16 protein-coding genes are annotated in these 19,669 nt (G+C 66.8%); 11 read left to right on the top strand and 5 right to left on the bottom strand.

Going from position 1 to position 19,669, the window contains the following annotated elements:
- Positions 1–95: 95 nt before the first annotated feature.
- Positions 96–680, top strand: coding sequence for a helix-turn-helix transcriptional regulator (locus tag EKM57_RS19340; RefSeq protein WP_129794162.1), 585 nt, complete (start codon positions 96–98; stop codon positions 678–680).
- 28 nt (positions 681–708) lie between these two features.
- Here the strand turns inward: EKM57_RS19340 and EKM57_RS19335 are convergent, their stop codons facing one another.
- Positions 709–1,053, bottom strand: a complete 345-nt coding sequence (locus EKM57_RS19335) for a UrcA family protein (RefSeq protein ID WP_129794161.1) — start codon at positions 1,051–1,053, stop codon at positions 709–711.
- A gap of 120 nt (positions 1,054–1,173) precedes the next feature.
- Here EKM57_RS19335 and EKM57_RS19330 point away from each other — a divergent pair, with 120 nt between their 5' ends.
- The 5 genes from EKM57_RS19330 to EKM57_RS19310 all read left to right on the top strand — a co-directional run bounded on the left by EKM57_RS19330 (position 1,174) and on the right by EKM57_RS19310 (position 7,640).
- Complete coding sequence (locus EKM57_RS19330) at positions 1,174–2,109, top strand: LysR family transcriptional regulator (RefSeq protein ID WP_129794160.1); 936 nt, start codon at positions 1,174–1,176, stop codon at positions 2,107–2,109.
- Between the two features lie 66 nt (positions 2,110–2,175).
- A complete protein-coding gene (mgrA, locus tag EKM57_RS19325) occupies positions 2,176–3,237 on the top strand; it encodes an L-glyceraldehyde 3-phosphate reductase (protein WP_129794159.1) in 1,062 nt (353 codons plus the stop codon).
- A 283-nt stretch (positions 3,238–3,520) separates the two neighbouring features.
- The gene (locus EKM57_RS19320; RefSeq protein WP_129794158.1) at positions 3,521–5,722 is read left to right on the top strand and encodes a TonB-dependent receptor; all 2,202 of its coding nucleotides are present in this window, start codon (positions 3,521–3,523) and stop codon (positions 5,720–5,722) included.
- A gap of 44 nt (positions 5,723–5,766) precedes the next feature.
- Positions 5,767–6,666: a bile acid:sodium symporter family protein gene (locus EKM57_RS19315; protein WP_129794157.1), complete on the top strand. Its 900-nt coding sequence runs from the start codon at positions 5,767–5,769 to the stop codon at positions 6,664–6,666.
- On the top strand, positions 6,663–7,640 hold the full coding sequence (locus EKM57_RS19310; protein ID WP_129794156.1) for an ornithine cyclodeaminase family protein: 978 nt from the start codon (positions 6,663–6,665) through the stop codon (positions 7,638–7,640). The genes EKM57_RS19315 and EKM57_RS19310 overlap by 4 nt, the downstream gene beginning before the upstream one ends.
- A 40-nt stretch (positions 7,641–7,680) precedes the next feature.
- On the opposite strand, the gene EKM57_RS19305 is transcribed toward EKM57_RS19310, so the two are convergent.
- From EKM57_RS19305 to EKM57_RS19290, 4 genes are all read right to left on the bottom strand, one after another.
- On the bottom strand, positions 7,681–8,862 hold the full coding sequence (locus EKM57_RS19305) for a dipeptidase (protein WP_243451150.1): 1,182 nt from the start codon (positions 8,860–8,862) through the stop codon (positions 7,681–7,683).
- A gap of 14 nt (positions 8,863–8,876) precedes the next feature.
- Positions 8,877–10,334, bottom strand: coding sequence for an amidohydrolase family protein (locus tag EKM57_RS19300; RefSeq protein WP_129794155.1), 1,458 nt, complete (start codon positions 10,332–10,334; stop codon positions 8,877–8,879).
- Between the two features lie 83 nt (positions 10,335–10,417).
- Positions 10,418–11,647 carry a kynureninase gene (gene kynU, locus EKM57_RS19295; RefSeq protein ID WP_129794186.1) on the bottom strand — a complete coding sequence of 410 codons (1,230 nt, stop codon included), beginning with the start codon at positions 11,645–11,647 and terminating at the stop codon, positions 10,418–10,420.
- Between the two features lie 71 nt (positions 11,648–11,718).
- On the bottom strand, positions 11,719–12,540 hold the full coding sequence (locus tag EKM57_RS19290; RefSeq protein ID WP_129794154.1) for a tryptophan 2,3-dioxygenase: 822 nt from the start codon (positions 12,538–12,540) through the stop codon (positions 11,719–11,721).
- A gap of 176 nt (positions 12,541–12,716) precedes the next feature.
- Here EKM57_RS19290 and EKM57_RS19285 point away from each other — a divergent pair, with 176 nt between their 5' ends.
- The 5 genes from EKM57_RS19285 to glk all read left to right on the top strand — a co-directional run bounded on the left by EKM57_RS19285 (position 12,717) and on the right by glk (position 19,667).
- Positions 12,717–13,196, top strand: coding sequence for an Lrp/AsnC family transcriptional regulator (locus EKM57_RS19285; RefSeq protein ID WP_129794153.1), 480 nt, complete (start codon positions 12,717–12,719; stop codon positions 13,194–13,196).
- A 138-nt stretch (positions 13,197–13,334) separates the two neighbouring features.
- Positions 13,335–15,848, top strand: coding sequence for an exo 1,3/1,4-beta-D-glucan glucohydrolase (locus EKM57_RS19280; RefSeq protein WP_243451149.1), 2,514 nt, complete (start codon positions 13,335–13,337; stop codon positions 15,846–15,848).
- A gap of 126 nt (positions 15,849–15,974) precedes the next feature.
- Positions 15,975–17,525 carry an MFS transporter gene (locus EKM57_RS19275; protein ID WP_243451148.1) on the top strand — a complete coding sequence of 517 codons (1,551 nt, stop codon included), beginning with the start codon at positions 15,975–15,977 and terminating at the stop codon, positions 17,523–17,525.
- A gap of 12 nt (positions 17,526–17,537) precedes the next feature.
- Positions 17,538–18,551 carry a LacI family DNA-binding transcriptional regulator gene (locus EKM57_RS19270; protein ID WP_129794152.1) on the top strand — a complete coding sequence of 338 codons (1,014 nt, stop codon included), beginning with the start codon at positions 17,538–17,540 and terminating at the stop codon, positions 18,549–18,551.
- A 123-nt stretch (positions 18,552–18,674) separates the two neighbouring features.
- Positions 18,675–19,667 (top strand): glucokinase, encoded by a 993-nt coding sequence (gene glk / locus EKM57_RS19265; RefSeq protein ID WP_165357558.1) that lies wholly within the window; start codon positions 18,675–18,677, stop codon positions 19,665–19,667.
- Positions 19,668–19,669: the final 2 nt, after the last annotated feature.

Genomic DNA, 19,669 nt, shown 5'->3' with positions numbered 1-19,669 from the left:
TCAACGAAAAAGCGCTACAGCGTAGCGACGATCCGCCATCTTGGTGGGACCGCGAGCACTTTCGCGGTCTTGGCGCGTCTGGGGGGAAATGGACGTTGGCAGGGCCTGAACGCCGCGTCTCGGGCATCATTCCGGCACTGGCGCTCGAATGGATGGCCCGCGAGACGCGGGCGCGGCTGCTCGTGACCGATATGCTCGATCTGCTGTGGGCCAATGCCGCCGCGCAGGCCGTGCTCGGCGCGCGGCACGACCTCGAGGTCCGCGACGGAGCCCTCGCCGCGACCAACAGTGCCCATCAGGACGACCTCGCCGCCTTCGTCCGTAGATCGGGGCCCGAAGTGGAGACGCTCGTCATTCCGAGTGAGGACCGCAAGGGCCACGTTTTGATTCGGGCGCAGCGCGTCGGCCGCGAGCCGAGCGACCGCTTCGTCGGCATTCATTTCCACCGAAGCCACGTGCACATTTCGGAATATGCCGATTTCCGCAAGATCTTCGGCCTGACCCAGGCGGAGCACCAGGTGCTTTTGTACATGCTGGACGGCAAGACGGCGGACGAAGTCTCCTGCGAGAAGCAGGTTTCGATCGACACGGTCAGGTACCAGATCCGCCAGATCTACGAAAAGCTCGGCGTCTCTTCCCGCGAGAGTCTGTTCCGGCGAATCCGGCCTTACATTTTGTGAGCTTTGCCGCGGCGCGTCTCCCGCCGCGTCAGCGGCCGGACGAGCGGGCGAGCGCCACGACGATCGGGCCGCCGGTCGCGGTTCCCGCGACGAGCGCTTCCCGGCGGCGGGCCGTCTCGGCCAGGAGGGTCCCTCGGCATTCCCGCACGGCGCGCATGCCCACCGGGTCGGCCGGGGAGGTCGGCCCGCAAAGCCTGGCGATGGCGCTCCTCAGCCGCCGGTCGAGCCTACGCACGTCCTCCGGCTGGCTAAGGTCCAGGTCGCCATACCGGACGATCTCTTCGTGGACGCCTGACCCGGCGGTCTGCGCCGCCACCGGGACGTACGAAAGGGTTGCCGCCGCAAGGGCGACCAGGATGGTCTTGGCTTTCATGACTGTCTCCGTCGGTTCAGTGGTTCAGTCGGCGCCGACGCATCGCCTCTCTACTCTTTGCCTGCCGCGCCGCCTAACAACGATGTTGCGCGACCGTTCTGCAAAAGTGCAGAATGGGGCATGTTCGACTGGGACGACCTTCGCCATTTCCTGGCGGTCGCTGAAACGGCAAGTACGCTCGCCGCCGGCCGCAAGCTGCGCGTCAGCCAGACGACCGTGGCGCGACGGATCGCCGCCCTCGAAGCGGCGCTTGGTCTTATCCTGTTCGAACGGCGCCAGGCGGGCTATGTCCTGACGCCGGCCGGCGAAGCGCTGATCGAGCGTGCCCGGTGCGTCGAAGGGGCCGCCACCGCATTGGCCGACGCCGCGGCCGCGCAGACGCGTGAAGTCGGCGGCCTGGTGCGTCTGACGGTCGGCCAGGCGCTTGCCACGACCGTCCTGCCCCCCGTCCTGCGCGATCTCTACAAGGCCCATCCCGGCATACGGATCGAGCTCGACACGTCGGACGCGACGCGCGACCTCGCCGCAGGCGCCGCCGACATCGCGTTGCGCATCAGCGTCCAGCCGACCGGAAGCGGTCTCGTGGGCCGCCGCGTCGCGTCCGACGACTGGTCCTCTTACTGCAGTCGACCCTATGCCGCCGCCCACGGCCTGCCCCGGTCGATACGCCAGCTTCGCTCCCACCCGCTCGTCGGGGGAGGCGGCGAGGGCATCTGGCAGCAATATCTCGCCTGGTTGCGCGAGCATGATCTCGAGGACGCGGTCGCCATGCATTACGACTCGGTCACCGGGCTGCTTGCCGCCGTGCGCGCCGGCTTTGGAGTCGCGGCCTTACCCTGCTTCGTCGCCGACAACGATCCGGACCTGATCCGCTGCCTTCCGCCACGTCGCAAGGAGGAGCGGGGAATCTGGCTCCTCACGCATGAGCGGCTGCGCCATACGCCACGCGTACGCGTCGTGCTGGATTTCCTCGGCGACCGGCTTGCCCGCCTGGCACGGGAGGGCGAGCGTCGCGCCGCGGCCGATCTCGCCTCGCCCCCGATTGTCGCACTCTAGCGTTGTTGCGCGGCGGCACCGCGACGTCAGAGACAGGCGGCTCCGCCGCCACCAGGAGCAAGCCCGATGCCCTATCCGCCGCCCTACGCCTCCGATCCGGCCCGCTATGACGGGCGAATGCCTTACCGCCGCTGCGGCCGTTCGGGTCTCGACCTTCCGGCGATCTCGCTCGGCCTCTGGCAGAATTTCGGCGGTGCCGACGTCTTCGAGACCGGCCGTGCGATCCTGCGCCGCGCGTTCGACCGCGGCGTTACCCATTTCGATCTCGCGAACAATTACGGGCCCCCCTACGGCTCCGCCGAGGAGAATTTCGGCCGGGTCCTCGCTTCCGATTTCCACACCCACCGCGACGAGCTGATCATCTCGACCAAGGCCGGCTGGGACATGTGGCCGGGCCCCTATGGCGATGTCGGCGGCAGCCGCAAATATCTGATTGCGAGCTGCGATCAGAGCCTCAGACGGATGGGACTCGATTATGTCGACATCTTCTATTCGCATCGCGTCGATCCGAAGACTCCGCTGGAAGAGACGATGGGCGCGCTCGCCTTCCTCCACCGCCAGGGCAAGGCGCTCTATGTCGGCATCTCGTCTTATTCTCCCGACCTGACTCGCAGGGCAGCGGCGATCCTCGCCGAGGAACGCGTGCCCCTGCTCATTCATCAGCCCAGCTATTCGATGCTCAACCGCTGGATCGAGGACGAACTGCTGGACGTGCTGGAGCATCTCGGCACCGGCTGCATCGCCTTCTCGCCGCTGGCGCAGGGCATGCTCACCAACAAGTATCTCGGCGGGATCCCGCAGGACGCCCGTGCCGCTCGGGCCGGGTCGCTGTCGCAGACTCTGCTGACGCCCGACAATATCGAGCGCATCCGCGGTCTCGAAGCGATCGCCCGGCGTCGCGGGCAGACGCTCGCCCAGATGGCGATTGCCTGGGTGCTGCGCGATCCGCGCGTCACCGCCGCCCTCGTCGGTGCGCGCACCGTCGGCCAGCTTGACGACAGCCTCGACGCCGTGCAGCGGCTCGGCTTCACCGACGAGGAGCTCGTCGAGATCGACGGCTTCGCCACCGACGGCGGCGTCGATCTCTGGCGCGTCTCCTCGAAGCTCAGCGAGGAAGACGTCGCCTAGTCTCGCGCAAATGGCTCCTCCGCGGCCGGACGTGTAGGAGCCTTCGCCTGGAGAGGAGTGATTCCTGGTCCGGGAGCACGCCGGCTCAAGAGCCTCTGCGCTTTCGTTCTACGAATGAGGCGGGCCGCAGTCCGCTCGTTCTGAAGCGTCCCCATGATTGTTACGCTTTGGGGACAATGTTCTTGCCAGTTGCGGCTACGCTTGGCCAAGGGAGTCCGGGGAGAGCTGAAAGGCACCCGCTGTCCGTGGGGCTGCCGGGAATCCAGCAAAGCAAGGGGTCCAGATGGAAGAGGCTAAGACCGTATTCGAGCGCTCCGTGGAAGTATCCGCACGAGCTCTCCCTTCTGCGCTAATCTCCCTGGCGCTGTCGGGCACGGCCTGGGCGCAGGAAGTATCGCCGGAGGCGTCGTCGGAGAATGACTCCACCGAGATCGTGGTGACCGCCTCGAAGCGGGGCAATGTCAACATCCAGGACATCCCCTATAACATCTCGGCGATCGGCACCGAGCAACTCGAGAGGACCGGCGCGACGACGCTGGAGGACATTGCGCGCCTCGTGCCGGGGGTCACCACCACCGGCGGTCAGAGCAACAGGACGGTCATCATCCGGGGCCTTGCCGCCAGCGCCGGCGCGCCGCAGGTTGCCATCTATCTCGACGAGACGCCGCTCAGCGGAGTCGGCGGCACCAATGTCCGCCAGACCGATCTCGGCCTTTACGACATCGAGCGGGTCGAGATCCTTCGCGGTCCGCAGGGCACCCTTTACGGCGCGAGCTCCCAGGGCGGCACCATAAGATACATCACCCGCAAGCCGGATTCGAACGAGTTCGAGGGCGCGGTGGGGGGCCGGGTCGGAATTCGTGCGCGCGACGGCGGCTGGCGAACCGAAGCCAACGGCATGCTGAACCTGCCGGTCGTCGAAGACCTGCTCGCCGTCCGCGCAGTGGGATATTGGCGCCGGGTAGACGGCCTCGTCGACCTTCCGGCGCTCGACCGGGACCAGTCCGATACCGAGAACACCCATGGCGGACGCATTCAGATCGCGCTCACGCCTGGCCCCGACACGACGATCCTGGCCTCGGCCATTTACCAGAAGACGGAGCTGGACGACACCAGCCGCGTGCTCTCGACCGCCGATTCCCGTCCGAATCCGGTCCTGGAGCCTTATGAGGACGAACTGCGCCTCCTCAACCTGACCATCGAGCAGGGGCTGGGTTTCGGCACGGTGACCGGCACGATCTCCACCTATCGGCGCGATGCCTTCTTCGTCTTCGATCAAAGTCAGTTCGTCGCGCCGAGATACGGTTCGATCAACCAGACGTCCCGCACAGATGCGACAACGGGCGAATTGCGCTTCGCCTCTGACTTCGATGCCCCGATCCAGATCGTGACGGGGATCTTCTTCGAGAATCGCGATCTCGAGGCAGTGAGCGCCGGCCTCTATGTCGAGCCGGAGACCGGCCTTCCGGACTCGCCGCCCGAGCCCTTCTTCATCCAGCCGAGCAGCCAGTTCGTGAGAAACCGGGCGGCCTTCCTGAACGCGACCTACGACATCACCGATCGTCTCACCGCGGAAGCCGGGGTGCGATTTTACGAGATGAAGCGCCGGAACGAATCCAGCCTGGAACTCGACGTGTTCGGTCGTCCGCTGGGCCCGCAGCCGACGCAGAGAGCCTCGTCCGACGGCAATGTGAAGCGCTTCCAGCTGTCCTACGACGCCACCGAGGACGTTCTCGTCTACGGCATATTTTCCGAGGGCTTTCGCGAAGGCGGACCGAACGCACCCGGCCTGCTCGGCAATTATCCGCTGAGCTATGGCCCGGACCTGGTCCAGAATTACGAGCTGGGCTGGAAGTCCACTCTGTTCGGACGGCAGCTCCTGCTGAACGGTGCGCTCTATTACATGACCTGGGACGACATCCAGGTTTCGCAGAGGGATCCGACCGGCGCTTTCAATTATACCTCCAACGCCGGCAAGGCGGACCTGAAGGGTGCGGAGCTCGAGGGAAGGTTCGACCCCGCAGCTCTGCCGGGCTTCTCGACCAATTTCGCGCTCCGCTATTCCGATCAGAAGCTGACCGAGGACAATCCTCTCGTCGCCGGACCGCCGCCCGATCCGAACGCCGGAAGGAAGGGAGAGCGGATACCCTATACGAGCCGATTCTCGGCCAATGCGGGCGTCGAGCAAAGGTTCGACGTCGCGGGTCTCGGAGCTTTCGCGCGAGCCGACTTCGCCTATGTCGGCGCCGCCTACACGACGTTCAGTCCGACCGATCCACTGCGCAGGAAGGTCGGCGACTATGCCCTGGTGGACCTGAGGATAGGGATCGAGGAACAGGGCTGGGATGCTTCGCTCTATGTCCGCAACCTGTTCAATGAGCGGGCCTTCACGAACTGGACGATCGAGAGCCGGCCCGGAATTCCGGACCGGGTTCTGACGAACGAGCCGCGCGAGGCCGGGATTCAGGTCGCCTACCGCTTCTGACGTTTCTTGATCGGCGAGTCGGGATCCCGGCCGGAAGTGGATAGATGACCCCCGAGTTCGTTGCTTTCGTGAACTCCGTCTTCGTGCCGGTGGGGCTCATGCTGATCATGTTCAGCATGGGCCTCACGCTGGTGCTGCGGGATTTCGGGCTCGTCCTGACTCATCCGAGGATGGTGATCGTCGGGCTTGGTGGTCAGCTGATCATGCTTCCGATCCTCGGCCTGCTGATCGGCACCTTGTTCCGATTGTCGCCGGAGCTCGCATTGGGGCTGTTCATCATCTCCATCTGCCCGGCCGGGACGACTTCCAACGCCCTCACTTTCGTGGGGCGCGGCAATGTCGCTCTCGCCGTCGTCCTGACGGCTTTGTCGAGCATGGTTACCGTGTTCAGCATCCCGCTGCTGCTGAGCTGGGCGATACCCTTCTTCCTGACCGACGGCGGCGCCGATATCCCGACGCTCTCCGTGCCCGGTACGATATTGCAGCTCCTGCAGCTCACTGCCGCGCCGATTGCCGCGGGCATGCTGGTACGGCATTTCGCGCCGGACAAGGCGGGCAGGATGGCTACGTGGCTCCGGCCGACCTCTCTCATCGTGCTGGTAGGCGTCATAGCCTTCTCCGTGGCCGTGAGCCTCGAAATGGTTCTCCTCAACCTGGTCGCCGCGGGTCCCGCCATCTGGACGCTCAATGTCGCCGCCATCGCCGCCGGTGTCGGACTGGCCCGGGCGCTTGGCGCCGACAGGCGGGATTCCATGACCATCGGCATCGAGGTCGGCGTTCAGAATGCCACGATGGCGATATTCCTTACGCTCACCATGCTCGGAAGCCTCCCTCTGGCCGTCACCCAGAACATCTATGGGGTCGTCATGATCCTGAACGCTTTCCTGCTCATCCGCTGGTTCCGCCGCCGGCTCGATCGGAATGGGGCCGCCGGGCGTCCGTGAGTCTCTTCGTCTATTCTGCCGCCGAGGTCGCAGCCCTGTTGCCGTACGAGGCCTGCATTCCGCTGATGCGGCAGGCCATGATGGCCTTGTCCGAGGGCGCGACGAAGCAGTTGCCCAGAGGGATCATCGACCTCGCGGAGGACCGGGCCTTCGGCGTCATGCCGGGCGCCTTCCCGGATGGTGGGCCGTTCGGCGCCAAGGTGATCAGCGTCTTCGACGGGAATTTCGCGAAGGGGCTGCCGTCCCACCAGGGCCTCATGTTGCTTTTCGACGGACGAGGAGGGGCGCCGGCGGCCGTCCTCGACGCCGGCGAGATCACGGCGATTCGGACGGCAGCGGCGTCGGCGGCCGCGACCGACTGCCTCGCGCGCGCGGATGCGCGCCGGCTCGCCATATTGGGCTATGGAGAGCAGGCTTGGCGCCATGTCGAGGCGATCCGGCGGATCCGTCCCATCGATCAAGTCGCCGTCTGGGGACGGTCGCCGGAACGTGCCACCGCCTTCGCGGAGCGCGTCCGCGCCATCGGTCTCGAGGGGCGCGCCGCGTCCGATCCGGCCGACGCCGTCGCCGGGGCGGAGATCATCTGCACCACCACCGCAGCGGCCGATCCTATCCTGTCGCACGGCATGGTGTCCGCCGGCGTGCACATCAACGCGGTCGGTTCGAGCCGTGCCGGGCCGGCGGAAATTGCCGAGGATTTGGTGACCGGCGCGCGCTTCTTCGCGGACCACCGCGCCAGCGTAATGGCGCAGGGCGGCGAATACCTTCGGGCGAAGCGATCAGGGCTGATCGGCGACGATCATATCCTGGGCGAAATCGGCGAGGTCATGGCCGGCTCGGTACCGGGCCGCATCACCTCGCATGAAATCACGCTGTACAAGTCCCTTGGGAACATCGTCCAGGACCTGGCTGCTGCCGAGCACGTCCACCGCGAGGGCCGCACCCGGGGGATCGGAACACCCGTACCGTTCTGAACCGTGGGCTTCCCGCGCATAGCGGTCGCCTGGCCTGCGCTCATGCGCCCCAGACATTCCTCGCATGGCGGACGAAGTTCGTTCCCAGGATCTTTTCGATGCGCGTCCTCGAATGGCCACGCTCCTGGAGCAGTTGGGCGAGACGATGGAATTGGGTCGGGCCTCGCAAGTCCAGGGCGAAGGGAAGAGTGTTTGGCCCCTCGCCCGCCGCGCCGATTCCCGTCCGGCGGCGAAAGGCGACTTCTTCGGCGAGGCGTTCGCGATAGGCCTCCAGATCGTCGATGTGGGTCACCGGTCCGTCCGTACCGATGCCGACATGGTCTTCGCCGCACACGTTCACCGCATGCTCGATATGCCGCACGATGTCGGCAGCCATCACGCTCCCGTCCATGTCGAGGAACGGCATGAAATAGATGCCGACGAACCCTCCTTTCTCCGCAACTAGCCGCAATTCCTCGTCGGTCTTGTTGCGCGGCAGGTCGGTCAGTGCACGGCATCCGGTGTGGCTGATCGATATCGGCTGCCGAGACAGGCGCGCCGCCTCCAGGCAGGTATTCTGCCCGCTATGCGACAGGTCCACCATCACCCGGTTCTGGTTGAGCCGTTCCAGGACCTGGCGACCGAATTCGGTGAGCCCGCGATTCTGCGGCGCCATGGACCCATCGCCGATCTTGTTGGCCGGATTATAGGTCAGCTGAATGATCCGGACGCCGAGGTCCGCAAAGACGTCCACCCGGGCAAGGTCGTCGCCGATGGGGGCGCCATTCTGAAAACCGTAGATTATCCCGATCTTTCGGTCCCGCTTGGCGTTCAGGATGTCGGCCGCGGTCAATACCTTCACGAGGTCCCCGGACTGCGCGCGGATCATCTGATCGTAATTGGCGATATCGGAGACCGAGACTTCGAACGGGTCGCCTTCCCCGGCGACATAGCCCAATGTGCAGTTGACCGCGGTGAGTCCCGAGGCATGCGCATCGGCCAGCGTCCGCTCGTCGAGCTGCCTTCGGCGCCGCACGCCCCGCTGGATCGCACTGTCCACGTCGTTCCTGATGACATTGGGGTTGCTGAGCCCGCCCAGGGCGTTGACGATGACCGCGTCTCCCCAGCCCTCTCCGCCCGCTTGCTGGGCGGAAGCCGAACTGTGACCGAGCATGGCGGAAGCGACGCCCGCGGCGCCCGTCATCATCAGAAACTCGCGCCGACTGGCATCCGCTGCAACCATGAAATGCTCCTCCCTCAATTTCCGCTCGCTTGCTCTCGCGCCGCCTGAATACCGAATTCCTCGGCCGTGGCGGGTACATAGTCGCTGCGGTCATACACTTTGCCGCGCTTTACCGTGAACGACACCGACCGGAGATTGGAGATGTCGGCCAATGGATCGCGCGTGACGAACACCATGTTTGCGAGCTTGCCCGGCACGATCGTGCCCATCTCGCTCTCCCTTCCGATCGTCCGCGCAGCAATCTGCGTCGCCGATTGGATGACCTGAAGAGTGGGCATGCCGACCCTTTCCGCCAATATTTCCAGCTCTTCGTGCAAGGCAGGATAAGGCTCGCTCCAGGTGCTGATGCCATCGGTGCCCGCCGATATCAGCACGCCTTCGGCGAAGGCCTGCCTCGTCAGCCGGACGGCCAGGTCGGACGGGCATTGCGGGGGATCGCCGGGCCGCGCGACCTGGAGCCTTTTTTCTTCCTCGACATAGATGCGGTTGGTCGCATCCAGGATGATGTCCTGTGCCTTCATCCGCCGGAAGAGCGAAGCCATGGCCGGATTGTCGCCATTCGCGAACGGCGTGAGATCGACCGGCACGCGTTCCTGGTAACTCGACGGGCGCACCTCCGACAGCTGATAAGCGAGATAGCAGACGTGCGAGACCACATCGACTTCGGCGCCGATCACTTCGGCCGGCGAGGCCGGGAAGACCATGCCGTGGGCCCAGACGGGAATGTTCTGGCGATGCGCCTCCCGGGTGATCCGCTCGACGAGGGAGCCGGGAAGGTTCGCATAGATTTTGATGCCGGTCGCACTCGTGCCGCGCGCCATCGCCACGGCGAGAGGCAGGTCCGTCTCCTCCGTGATGGCCTGCATCCAGGGCACTTCGCCGGGAGTTTCCCCCTGGGCTACCGCTATCGTCCGCGGGTCCGTGAAGAAGCTGGGGCCGGCCATCAGCGCGGCATAATAGATGTCCGGCGCCGCGAGTTCGCCAAGCCGCGCACCGCGGGCCAGGTCGCCCACTGTGCGCAGGTCGTCGGCCATGTCCCGTACGGCCGTGATTCCGCCATAGACCTGCCGCCGCAAAATGGCCTCGGCGCGCCGGCGATTGGGCGGCGTGGCGAGGTGGACGTGGGAGTCGATCAGCCCCGGCAGCACATAGAGGCCCGTGGCGTCGACGATCTGCGCCCCTTCCGGAATGCCCTCGTCGCTTCCGGCGGGGAGAATGGCGGTGATCAGCGGTCCGTCGACCAGGATGGACACCCCGGCCCGGGGAGGCCCACCGGTGCCGTCGATGAGCGTCGCTCCGCGATAGACGGTGACGGCGGACGAAGCCGGCGCAGCGGCTCGGGCCTCTCGAGGGGCGGTTTCGGCAAGCGGCGGGTTCGCCAGCGCCTCATTCTGCCACACGCCCGCAGAAGGAGAGGAAAGGAAGAAGGGCAGCGCCGCGGCGGTCAGCGCAAGGGCAAGGCGAATTCGCATTCCTTCCTCCGTTCAGTCCAGTTCGGCCGACGAGCGGCGTCGTCCGCTTGGCATGTGCGAAATGACGTTACCCCCGGAGCCGCTCACGTCACCCTGGCTCGCGTCTCCTGGGTTTCCGAGCGCCAGGTCTCCCGATGGAGTACGTCGCGCAGGATTTCCACTGCGTTCCACAGATCCTCGAAGCCGAGATAGAGAGGTGTCAACCCGAAGCGCGCAATGTCCGGGGCACGGAAATCGCCGATCACGTTGCGCCGGATCAGGGCCTGCATGATCGCATAGGCTTGCGGATGCGCGAAGGAGACGTGGCTGCCCCTCGCCGAGGAGTCTCTGCAGCTCGCCAGCTCCAGGCCGAAGCCGCTGCACGACTGTTCGACCGCGGCGATGAAGAAGTCGCCCATCATCCGGGCCTTGCCCTCGATCATGCCCATGTCGGCGTCGGCCAGGACGTCCAGCCCCGCTTCGAGGCTGAGCAGGCTCAGCAGCGGCGGCGTTCCGCAAAGGAAGCGGTCGACACCCTCGGCGGGGACATATTGGTCCCGGAAGGCGAAGGGATCGCGATGGCCCATCCACCCTGCGACCGGCGAATGCATGACGGGCTGGTGTCGCTCCGCGATGTACAGAAAGCTCGGTGCGCCGGGGCCGCCGTTCAGATATTTGTAGCCGCATCCGACGGCCAGATCGACCGCGGCGCCGTTGAGGTCCAGCTCCACCGCCCCGGCGCTGTGGCTGAGGTCCCACAGAATCAGCGCGCCTTTGGCATGCGCCGCCTGCGTTATTCGGCGCATGTCCAGCCTGGCGGCGGTCTTGTAGTGAACGTGGGTGAGCACGACCAGGGCCACATCCTCCGAGATGGCGTCCAGCACATGCTCCGTGGAAACCGTCCGCAGTTCGGCCCCGATCAGGTCTGCCGCGCTCTGCGTGACGTAGAGGTCGGTCGGGAAATTGCCCGCCTCCGTCACGATCGCCCTCCGGTCGGGGCGTGCTCGCAAGGCGGCGACGATCAGCTTGAACAGGTTGGCCGACGTTGAATCCGCGACGATGACTTCCTTGCTCGTCGCGCCGATCAGCCGGGCGATCTTGGCCCCGATGCGTGCCGGAGCGGCGATCCAGTCATGATCGTTCCAGCTGCGGATGAGGTGCTGCCCCCATTCCTCCTCGACGACGCGGGTGAGACGGGCGGACGTCGTCGCCGGAAGAGCGCCGAGCGAGTTGCCGTCGAGATAGATGCAGCCCGGTGGCAGACGAAAGCGGTCGCGGTACGGCCTGAGGGGATCGGCCGCATCGAGCCGGACCGCCGCTTCGCGGTCGATGATCCCGCCCGCGGAGCAGGACCAGGCTGCCGGCGAAGGCGAAGGGCCGGGGCCGCTTTCGTCGAGTGCCCCCTTCACTGGACGCGCGTCCGGACCGAAAGCAGTTCCGGAAAGAAGCGCTGCTTCAGCACGTTTTCCAGATAGGCGACGCCCGAAGTCCCGCCCGTGCCTTTCTTGAATCCGATGATGCGTTCCACGGACTTCAGGTGAGCGAAGCGCCATCGCTGGAGATCGTTCTCGATGTCGACCAGCTTTTCCGCCAGCTCGTACAGCGACCAGTGGGCCTCCGGCCTTTCATAGACTTCGAGCCAGCAGGATTCCACTTCGGTCGAGGGGTGGTAGTCGGCGCCAGGGTCACGGTCCAGCCGGTCCCGCGGGACGCCGAAGCCGCGACGGAAGAGAAGGTGGAGGACCTCGTCATAGAGGCTCGGCCGGGTGAGCTCCTGCTCGAGACGGCGCGCAAGCGCCTCGTTCGGCTGCGCTTCGATCATCCGCCGGCTTCGTGCGCCGAGGATGAATTCGAGGAGTCGGTACTGCCCGGACTGGAATCCGGAGCTCGATCCCAGGAAGGGGCGAAAACGATGATAATCGGACGGAGTCATGGTCGCCAGGGCGTCCCAGGACTGGATCATCTGCATCTGTGCGCGCGTAACGCGCGCGAGCATCTTGAGCGCGGGGTCCAGCGCGTCTTCCCTGAGCAGATCTCGCGCGCCGGAAAGCTCGTGAAGGCAGAGCTTGAGCCAGAGCTCCGATGCCTGATGGATGATGATGAAGAGCATCTCGTCATGCTCTGCGGACAAGGGCTGCTGGCAGGCCGTCAGCTCCGCAATGAGCAGGTAGCTGTCATAGGTGACGGATGGCCCGTTCCGGCCGATTTCTTCGCTTACGCTCGACATGCGGCGATCATAGGATCCAACGCCGCAAACATTGTCCTCTCTTGGACTGGCATGCGGAGGATGTGAAGAACAACGTCCCGCAGATGGATCGCTCTCCGGAATTATGTTCTTCCGTGCGTCTGTCCGATCGCTACTATGGATGACGGCGCGCGCCGCGCCCTGCCAAGCGAAGGGACATGCCTGTGGATGCCGTCGACCGCTCTATCCTTGCCTCCCTCGAGCGTGACGCGCGGCAGTCCTTCAGCACCCTGGCCGAGAATGTCGGCCTTTCGAAGACGCCCTGCTGGATGCGCGTCCAGGCGCTGGAACGGTCGGGTGCTCTCACCGGCTATTATGCCGATGTCGATCCGAGGGCGCTGGGCCTGGGCGTCTATGCGTTCGTCCAGATCAGCATCGATTTCGGCCGCCGCCCCGAGTTCGAAGCGGCTGTACGGGACTGTCCTGCAGTCATCGAATGCCACACAATCGCCGGCGACGCCGACTATATCGCCAAGGTCATCTGCAAGGATGTCGACGATCTCGACAATCTGTTGAGGTTCAGCATCTCGGCGCTTCCCGGAGTCCAGCGTTCGGCGACGATGGTCTGCCTCAAGACCGTAAAGACGCGCGGATCGGTTCTCGCTGCCGCCGAGAGGAAGGGCAAAAAGTCCGGCTAGCGTGAGCGGCCGAGCGCGGGAAATTGCTGCCTGCGCCGCCTCTTCAACAAGCCCCTTGCCATTTGACAGCGCTGTCAAATAGGTTTGCTCGACGCGACTGTCCCATCGAGAGGTCCGCGCGTCCGGGAGGAGAATCTCGTGCCGATCCTGAAGCCGCAATATTTCGCCACGCTGGCGGGCCTTCTGGCTACCGCCTGCGCCAATCCGGGAGAGTCCGCGGTGGCGCCGCTGTCGCGAGCGCCGTCCGAGGCGGCCCAGACGCACGCCCCGTCGCCGGCTGTGCGCTGGCCGGCGGTGACCAGCCGCGTGCCGCGCGATCCGTCCGTCGAGGCGCGGATCGACGAGATGCTGGCGCGAATGACGCTCGAGCAGAAGGTCGCCCAGATCGTCCAGCCGGACATCGCCAGCATCACGCCGGAGGAATATCGCCGCTACCGCTTCGGCTCCATCCTCGCCGGGGGCAACAGCTCGCCGGGCGGCCGGGAAACCGCTCCGGCGGCCGAATGGCTGGCCCTCGCCGACGCATTCTGGGACGCGTCGATGGACGGACCCGAGGACGGGCTGCGCATCCCGGTCATGTGGGGGATCGACGCAGTCCATGGCCACGCCAACGTCGTCGGCGCGACCATCTTTCCGCAGAATATCGGCCTCGGCGCGACGCGAAATCCGGACCTCATCCGCCGCATCGGCGAGGTCACCGCGATCGAGATGACGGTGACCGGAATCGACTGGGACTTCTCGCCGACCTTGGCCGTCGTGCGCGACGACCGCTGGGGCCGGACCTATGAGGGCTTTTCCGAGGATCCCGAGATCGTCCGCGCTTATGCCGGAGCGATGATCGAGGGACTTCAGGGCCGGCCCGGCACGCCTGAGTTTCTCGGCCCGGGGCGAGTCATCGCGACGGCCAAGCATTTTGTCGGCGACGGCGGCACCACCGATGGCCGGGACCAGGGAGACAGTCCGGCCGACGCCGAGACGCTGCGCGATATTCACGGCGCCGGCTATCCGCCGGCGATCGAGGCCGGCGTGCAGGCGATCATGGCCTCCTTTTCCAGCGTCCGCGGCGAGAAGGTGCATGGCAGCCGCGACCTGCTGACAGGGGCGCTGCGCGAGCAGATGGGCTTCGACGGGCTCGTGGTCGGCGACTGGAACGGGCACGGCCAGGTCGAAGGCTGCACCAACACTTCCTGCGCGCAGAGCATCAATGCCGGGCTCGACATGTTCATGGCGCCGGACAGCTGGCGCGAACTCTACGCCAACACCTTGGCCCAGGTCCGCTCCGGCGAGATTGCGAGGGAGCGGCTCGACGAGGCGGTCAGGCGCATTCTCAGGATCAAGATCCGCGCCGGGCTGTTCGAGGAAGTGCGGCCGTCGCAGCGGCCGTTCGCCGGGCGCTTCGAACTGCTGGGCTCGCGCGAGCATCGCGCCGTCGCCCGCCAGGCCGTCCGAGAATCGCTCGTTCTCCTCAAGAATCAGGGCCATGTGCTGCCGCTTCGCCCCGGCGCGAACGTCCTCGTCGCCGGCAACGGCGCCGACAATATCGCCCGTCAATCGGGCGGCTGGACGATCACCTGGCAGGGGACCGACGTCGGCAACGAGCATTTCCCCAACGCGCAGTCGATCTTCGCCGGCATCAGGGAAACGGTCGCCGCCGCCGGCGGGACCGCGACGTTGAGCGCCGGCGGGCGCTACCAGGCGCGGCCCGACGTCGCGATCGTCGTGTTCGGCGAAGATCCCTATGCCGAGTTCGTCGGCGACCGCCAGACGCTCGAATTCAGTCCGGGCGACAAGAGCCATCTGGAGCTGATGCGGCGCCTTCGCGCCGACGGGATCCCGGTGGTCGCGGTCTTCCTCTCCGGCCGGCCGATGTGGGTCAATCCGGAGCTCAATGCGGCCGACGCCTTCGTCGCCGCCTTCCTGCCGGGGAGCGAGGGCGGCGGGGTCGCCGACGTGCTGTTCGCCAATGCCGACGGGTCGGTCCGCCACGACTTTCGCGGTCGGCTGTCATTCTCCTGGCCCAGGCGGCCCGATCAGACCCCGCTCAATCGGGGGGACGCGAACTATGATCCGCTGTTCGCTTATGGCCATGGCCTCGGTTATTCCGATCCGGGTGACCTGCCGCAGCTTTCCGAAGAGCGGCCCGAGGGCATGGCGACCGAGTCCGGAGTCATCTTCGTGCGCGGTCGGCTGGCGCCCGGCCTGACCTTCGTCGGCGACCCGGGCGTCGAGATGCGCGGGACCGATCGCCACGCGCAGGAGGATGCCCGTCGCATCACCTGGAGCGGGTCGGGCGGCAAGGCGAGCATCCGGTCGCCGGACCCGCTCGACCTTTCGCGCGAATCGCTGGGCCAGCTCAGCCTGGTTTTCGACTATCGGGTCGATGCGCCTCCGGCCGGCACGGTGGCGGTCGGCATGGCCTGCGGCGAAGATTGCGAGGCCAGCGTGCCGGTGACCGGCGCCTTGCGCGGTGCGCCGACGGGCGAATGGCGCACGCTCACCATCCCGCTACGCTGCCTTGCTCAGGGCGGTGTCGCCATGGATCGCGTCGCGGCGCCCCTGGTCATCACCGCGCAGGGCCGCCTTGGCCTCTCCGTCTCGGAGGTTCGAGTCGCCAGCGCGGCCGTCGACCAGGCGCAATGCGGCCAGCCGTGAGCGCCGCGGCGGCCGGTCGGCGCTGTCCGCGGCGCGTGCCGCGGTGAGACATCGAAGCGCGGACGCGCTGCGGGCGGCACGTTGAACCGGCTGTCGTGGGCATCCGCGCCGGCATAGATGGACGTCATGAGCAGCCCGCCCGCGCCAGGAGTGCCGATCATCGGGGAGCGCGCCCCGATCTTCTGGGGCGGGTGCGCCGCGATCGGGGTGGGGGTGCTCCTTCACTTGCCGATGCTCGCCATGGCGCACCACATGGACAACCGTCTCGTCGGTATGCCGATGGATACCGGCATGTGGATCGGGATGGCGCTGATCGTCCTCGGGGTCCCGGCCGCCATTTACGGCGCCTTGCCCAAAGCGCGTTCTCCGCACGGCGCCCATGCCGGCACCAGCTACGAAGCGCCGGACGGCACGCCGCTCGGCCGCTGGCATGCCGGGGTCCTGCTCGTCCTGACGTTCGGCCTCGTCATCGACGTGATGAAGCCCGCCACGCTCGGCTTCGTCCTGCCGGGGATGAGCCGGGAATATGGCCTGGCCTTCTCGACCACCGCGCTGCTCCCGTTCGTCGCGCTGATCGGCACGACGATCGGCTCGTTCGTCTGGGGCTGGCTCGCCGACGTCTATGGACGGCGCGTGTCGATCCTGCTTTCGACCATATTGTTCGTGTCGACGGCCATTTGCGGCGCCATGCCCCTTTTCGAGCTGAACCTGCTCATGTGCTTCCTGATGGGCTGCTCGGCCGGCGGCATGCTCCCCGTCGTCTACACCTTGCTCGCGGAGGTCATGCCGCCGCGCCACCGCAGCTGGGTGCTGGTCCTGGTCGGCGGCACCGGCCTGGTCGGCGGCTATCTCGCCGCCAGCGCCGCCGCCCACGCCTTCGAGCCGCTCTTCGGGTGGCGCAGCCTCTGGCTGCAGGGCTTTCCCACCGGCATCATCCTCCTGATGCTCGCCCGTCTGATTCCGGAATCGCCGCGTTTCCTCGCCGAGCAGGGCCGCGCCGCCGAGCTCGAGCAGATGGAGCGGAGGTTCGGCATCGTTCCACGCGCCCGCCCGCCGGCGCCCGACGATGCACCGGTGGCGGCCCGGCGCCACGGCCGGTTGACCGCGGCGCTGACCATCGCCGCTTTGTCGTGGAGCTTCGTCAATTTCGGCCTTCTGCTCTGGCTTCCGGCGGATCTTCAGGCGCGCGGCTACAGCGCGGAGCTGGCCAGCGGCATCCTCGCCAGCTCGGCCCTCGTCGCGCTGCCGACGATCATGCTCGCCGCCTGGTTCTACAGCCGGTGGAGCAGCAAATGGACCCTGGTGGGCACGATCCTGCTCACTTTCGGCGGGCTGGTCGGCGCGCTGCTTCCCGCCTCGGTCCTTTCCTGGCCGCCGGTACTGGTCGCCGTCATCGCCATGCTCATCGTCGGAACGAACGGCATGATCGCCGTCCTGCTGCCTTATTCCGCCGAAAATTACCCGCTCGGCATACGCGGCCGTGCCACCGGCCTGATCGCCGGCAGCAGCAAATTCGGGGGAGTCGCCGTGCAGGGCTTCGCCCTCGTCGGGCTGATCCCGACGCTGGGGGGTGCGGCCCTGGCGCTGCTCGCGCCCATGGGCGTGTCGGCGCTGCTCGTCGCTTATGCCGGACGGGAGACTCGCGGCCGATCCTTGCGCGAGCTGGAAGCCCTCTAGTTTGGAACCTCGATGACGCGAAAGACCATTGACCACGTTGCCGCTTTGGCCGGCGTTTCGATCAAGACCGTTTCCCGGGTCCTCAACGACGAGCCGAGCGTCCGGGCCGACACCCGGCGCCGGGTGCGCGAGGCCATGGCCGCGCTCAACTACCAGCCGAGCCTGCCGGCGCGCAGCCTCGCCGGCCGCCGCTCCAACCAGCTCGGCCTCGTCTACGAAAATCCCAGTGCGAACTATGTCTACGCGGTCCAGAGCGGGGCGATCGCGCGCTGCCGGGAGAGCGGACTGCGCCTCCTCATCCAAGCGTGCGGCGGCGACGGCGAGCAGAGGATCGGCGAGATTCTTGCGATGGTGGCGCAAACGCATGTCGACGGTCTCGTCGTCACGCCGCCTTTGTCGGCCGATTCTCAGCTCGTGGAGGCGCTGCGTCGTCGTGGATTGCCCTTCGTGCTCATCGCCCCCGAAGGGGCGGGAGAGGGCGCTCCCGCCGTGATGATGGACGATCGCGCCGCCGCCCGCGAGATGACCGAACATCTGCTCGGCCTCGGTCATCGCCGCATCGGCTTCGTCGCCGGCCATCCCGGCCATTCGTCGAGCCGGCTGCGCGAGCAAGGCTGGCGCGCGGCGCTGGCCGCCGCCGGCCTCGATGCCGAGGCCGCGCCACGCGAGCAGGGTTTCAACACCGCGCCTTCCGGCCGCGAGGCCGCTCACCGGCTGCTGGAGCGGCCGGACCGACCCACCGCCATCTTTGCCGGCAACGACGACATGGCGGCCGGAGTCATTCTCGCTGCGCACGAATGCGGCGTCGCCGTCCCGTCGGAGCTCTCCGTGGCCGGCTTCGACGATACCGAGCTTGCCGGCATCGTCTGGCCGACCCTGACGACCGTCCACCAACCCGTCTACGACATGGCGCATCGTGCGACCGGCCTGCTCATCGATCTGGTCAGGGGCGTGCAGGTTCCACCCGTCACCTGGGTCGGGCACGACCTGAAGAAGCGCGCCTCGACCGCGAGGGCCGCCACCTGAGCGGTTGACACTCCTGTCCGTTGTCGATGTAGCCGACCCGTGAGCAATGGTCGCGACGAAGATGGACCCATCGGGGGAATGACGGGTTCCGGCTTGATCCAGTCTCCGGAAGGACAGCCATGCGTGCCGACGGCGGCCGCGACGGCTCGGCAGGCTTTGGGCGACCTGGCGCTGGTCGCCGACATCGGGGGCACCAACGCGCGCTTCGCGCTCGCGCCGCTCGACCACCGGGGCCCTGCGATCGAACCGCGCAGCTGGCGAACCGCCGATTTCCCGAATCTTCCCGATGCCGCCGTCGCCTATCTTGCCGAGGTCGCGCCGCAGGGCAGGGTGAAAGCGGGAATGATCGCCGTCGCGGCGCCGGCCAACCGTGACGAGGTCAAGGTCACCAACTGCCCCTGGATATTCTCGGTCGCGGCCACGCGTCGCCAGCTCGGCTTCGACGAACTGTTCGCCATCAACGATTTCGCCGCCAACAGCTGGGGTATCGTCGAGATCGATCCGGCCCGGCTCACGCGCCTCGGCGAACCCGCGACGGACGGCGTGCGGCCGGGCATGCAGGCGGTGGTCGGACCCGGAACCGGCCTCGGCGTCAGCGCCATCAGCGTTTCGGACGGCGGCGTCACCGTCTTCTCGAGCGAGGGCGGCCATGCCGACTTCGCGCCGGTCAATGACGAGGAAGAGCGGATCCTCGCCTGGCTCAAGCGGCGCCACCACCGGGTTTCCTACGAAAGGCTGGTTTGCGGCGCCGGCCTGCTCAACATCTATCGCGCGATCGGCGGCGGCGAGGCCGCGGCGACTCCGGAGGCCGTCACCGAGCGAAAGAGCGAGGATCCACTGGCGGCCGAGGCGATCCGGATCTTCTGCGAAGTGCTCGGAAGCTTTGCCGGGAATGTCGCCTTGATGTTCGGCGCCTGGCAGGGCGTCTACCTCGCCGGCGGAATGCTCCGGCCGCTCCGGGATGAGCTCCTTTCGGGCGGCTTCCGGCGTCGGTTCGACGACAAGGGCCGCTTCGGTGCGGAGCTTGCCAGGGTGCCGGCCATGCTCGTCGAGGAACCGGCGCTCGGCCTGGTCGGTGCCGCCGCGGCGCTGCGCAGCCGCCTCGGCGGGTCCTGAAG

Source organism: Sphingosinicella sp. CPCC 101087, from assembly GCF_004151485.1.
Lineage (GTDB): Bacteria > Pseudomonadota > Alphaproteobacteria > Sphingomonadales > Sphingomonadaceae > Allosphingosinicella.
Note: the sequence above shows the minus strand (reverse complement) of the source record. Positions and strands in the feature narration are given on the sequence as shown.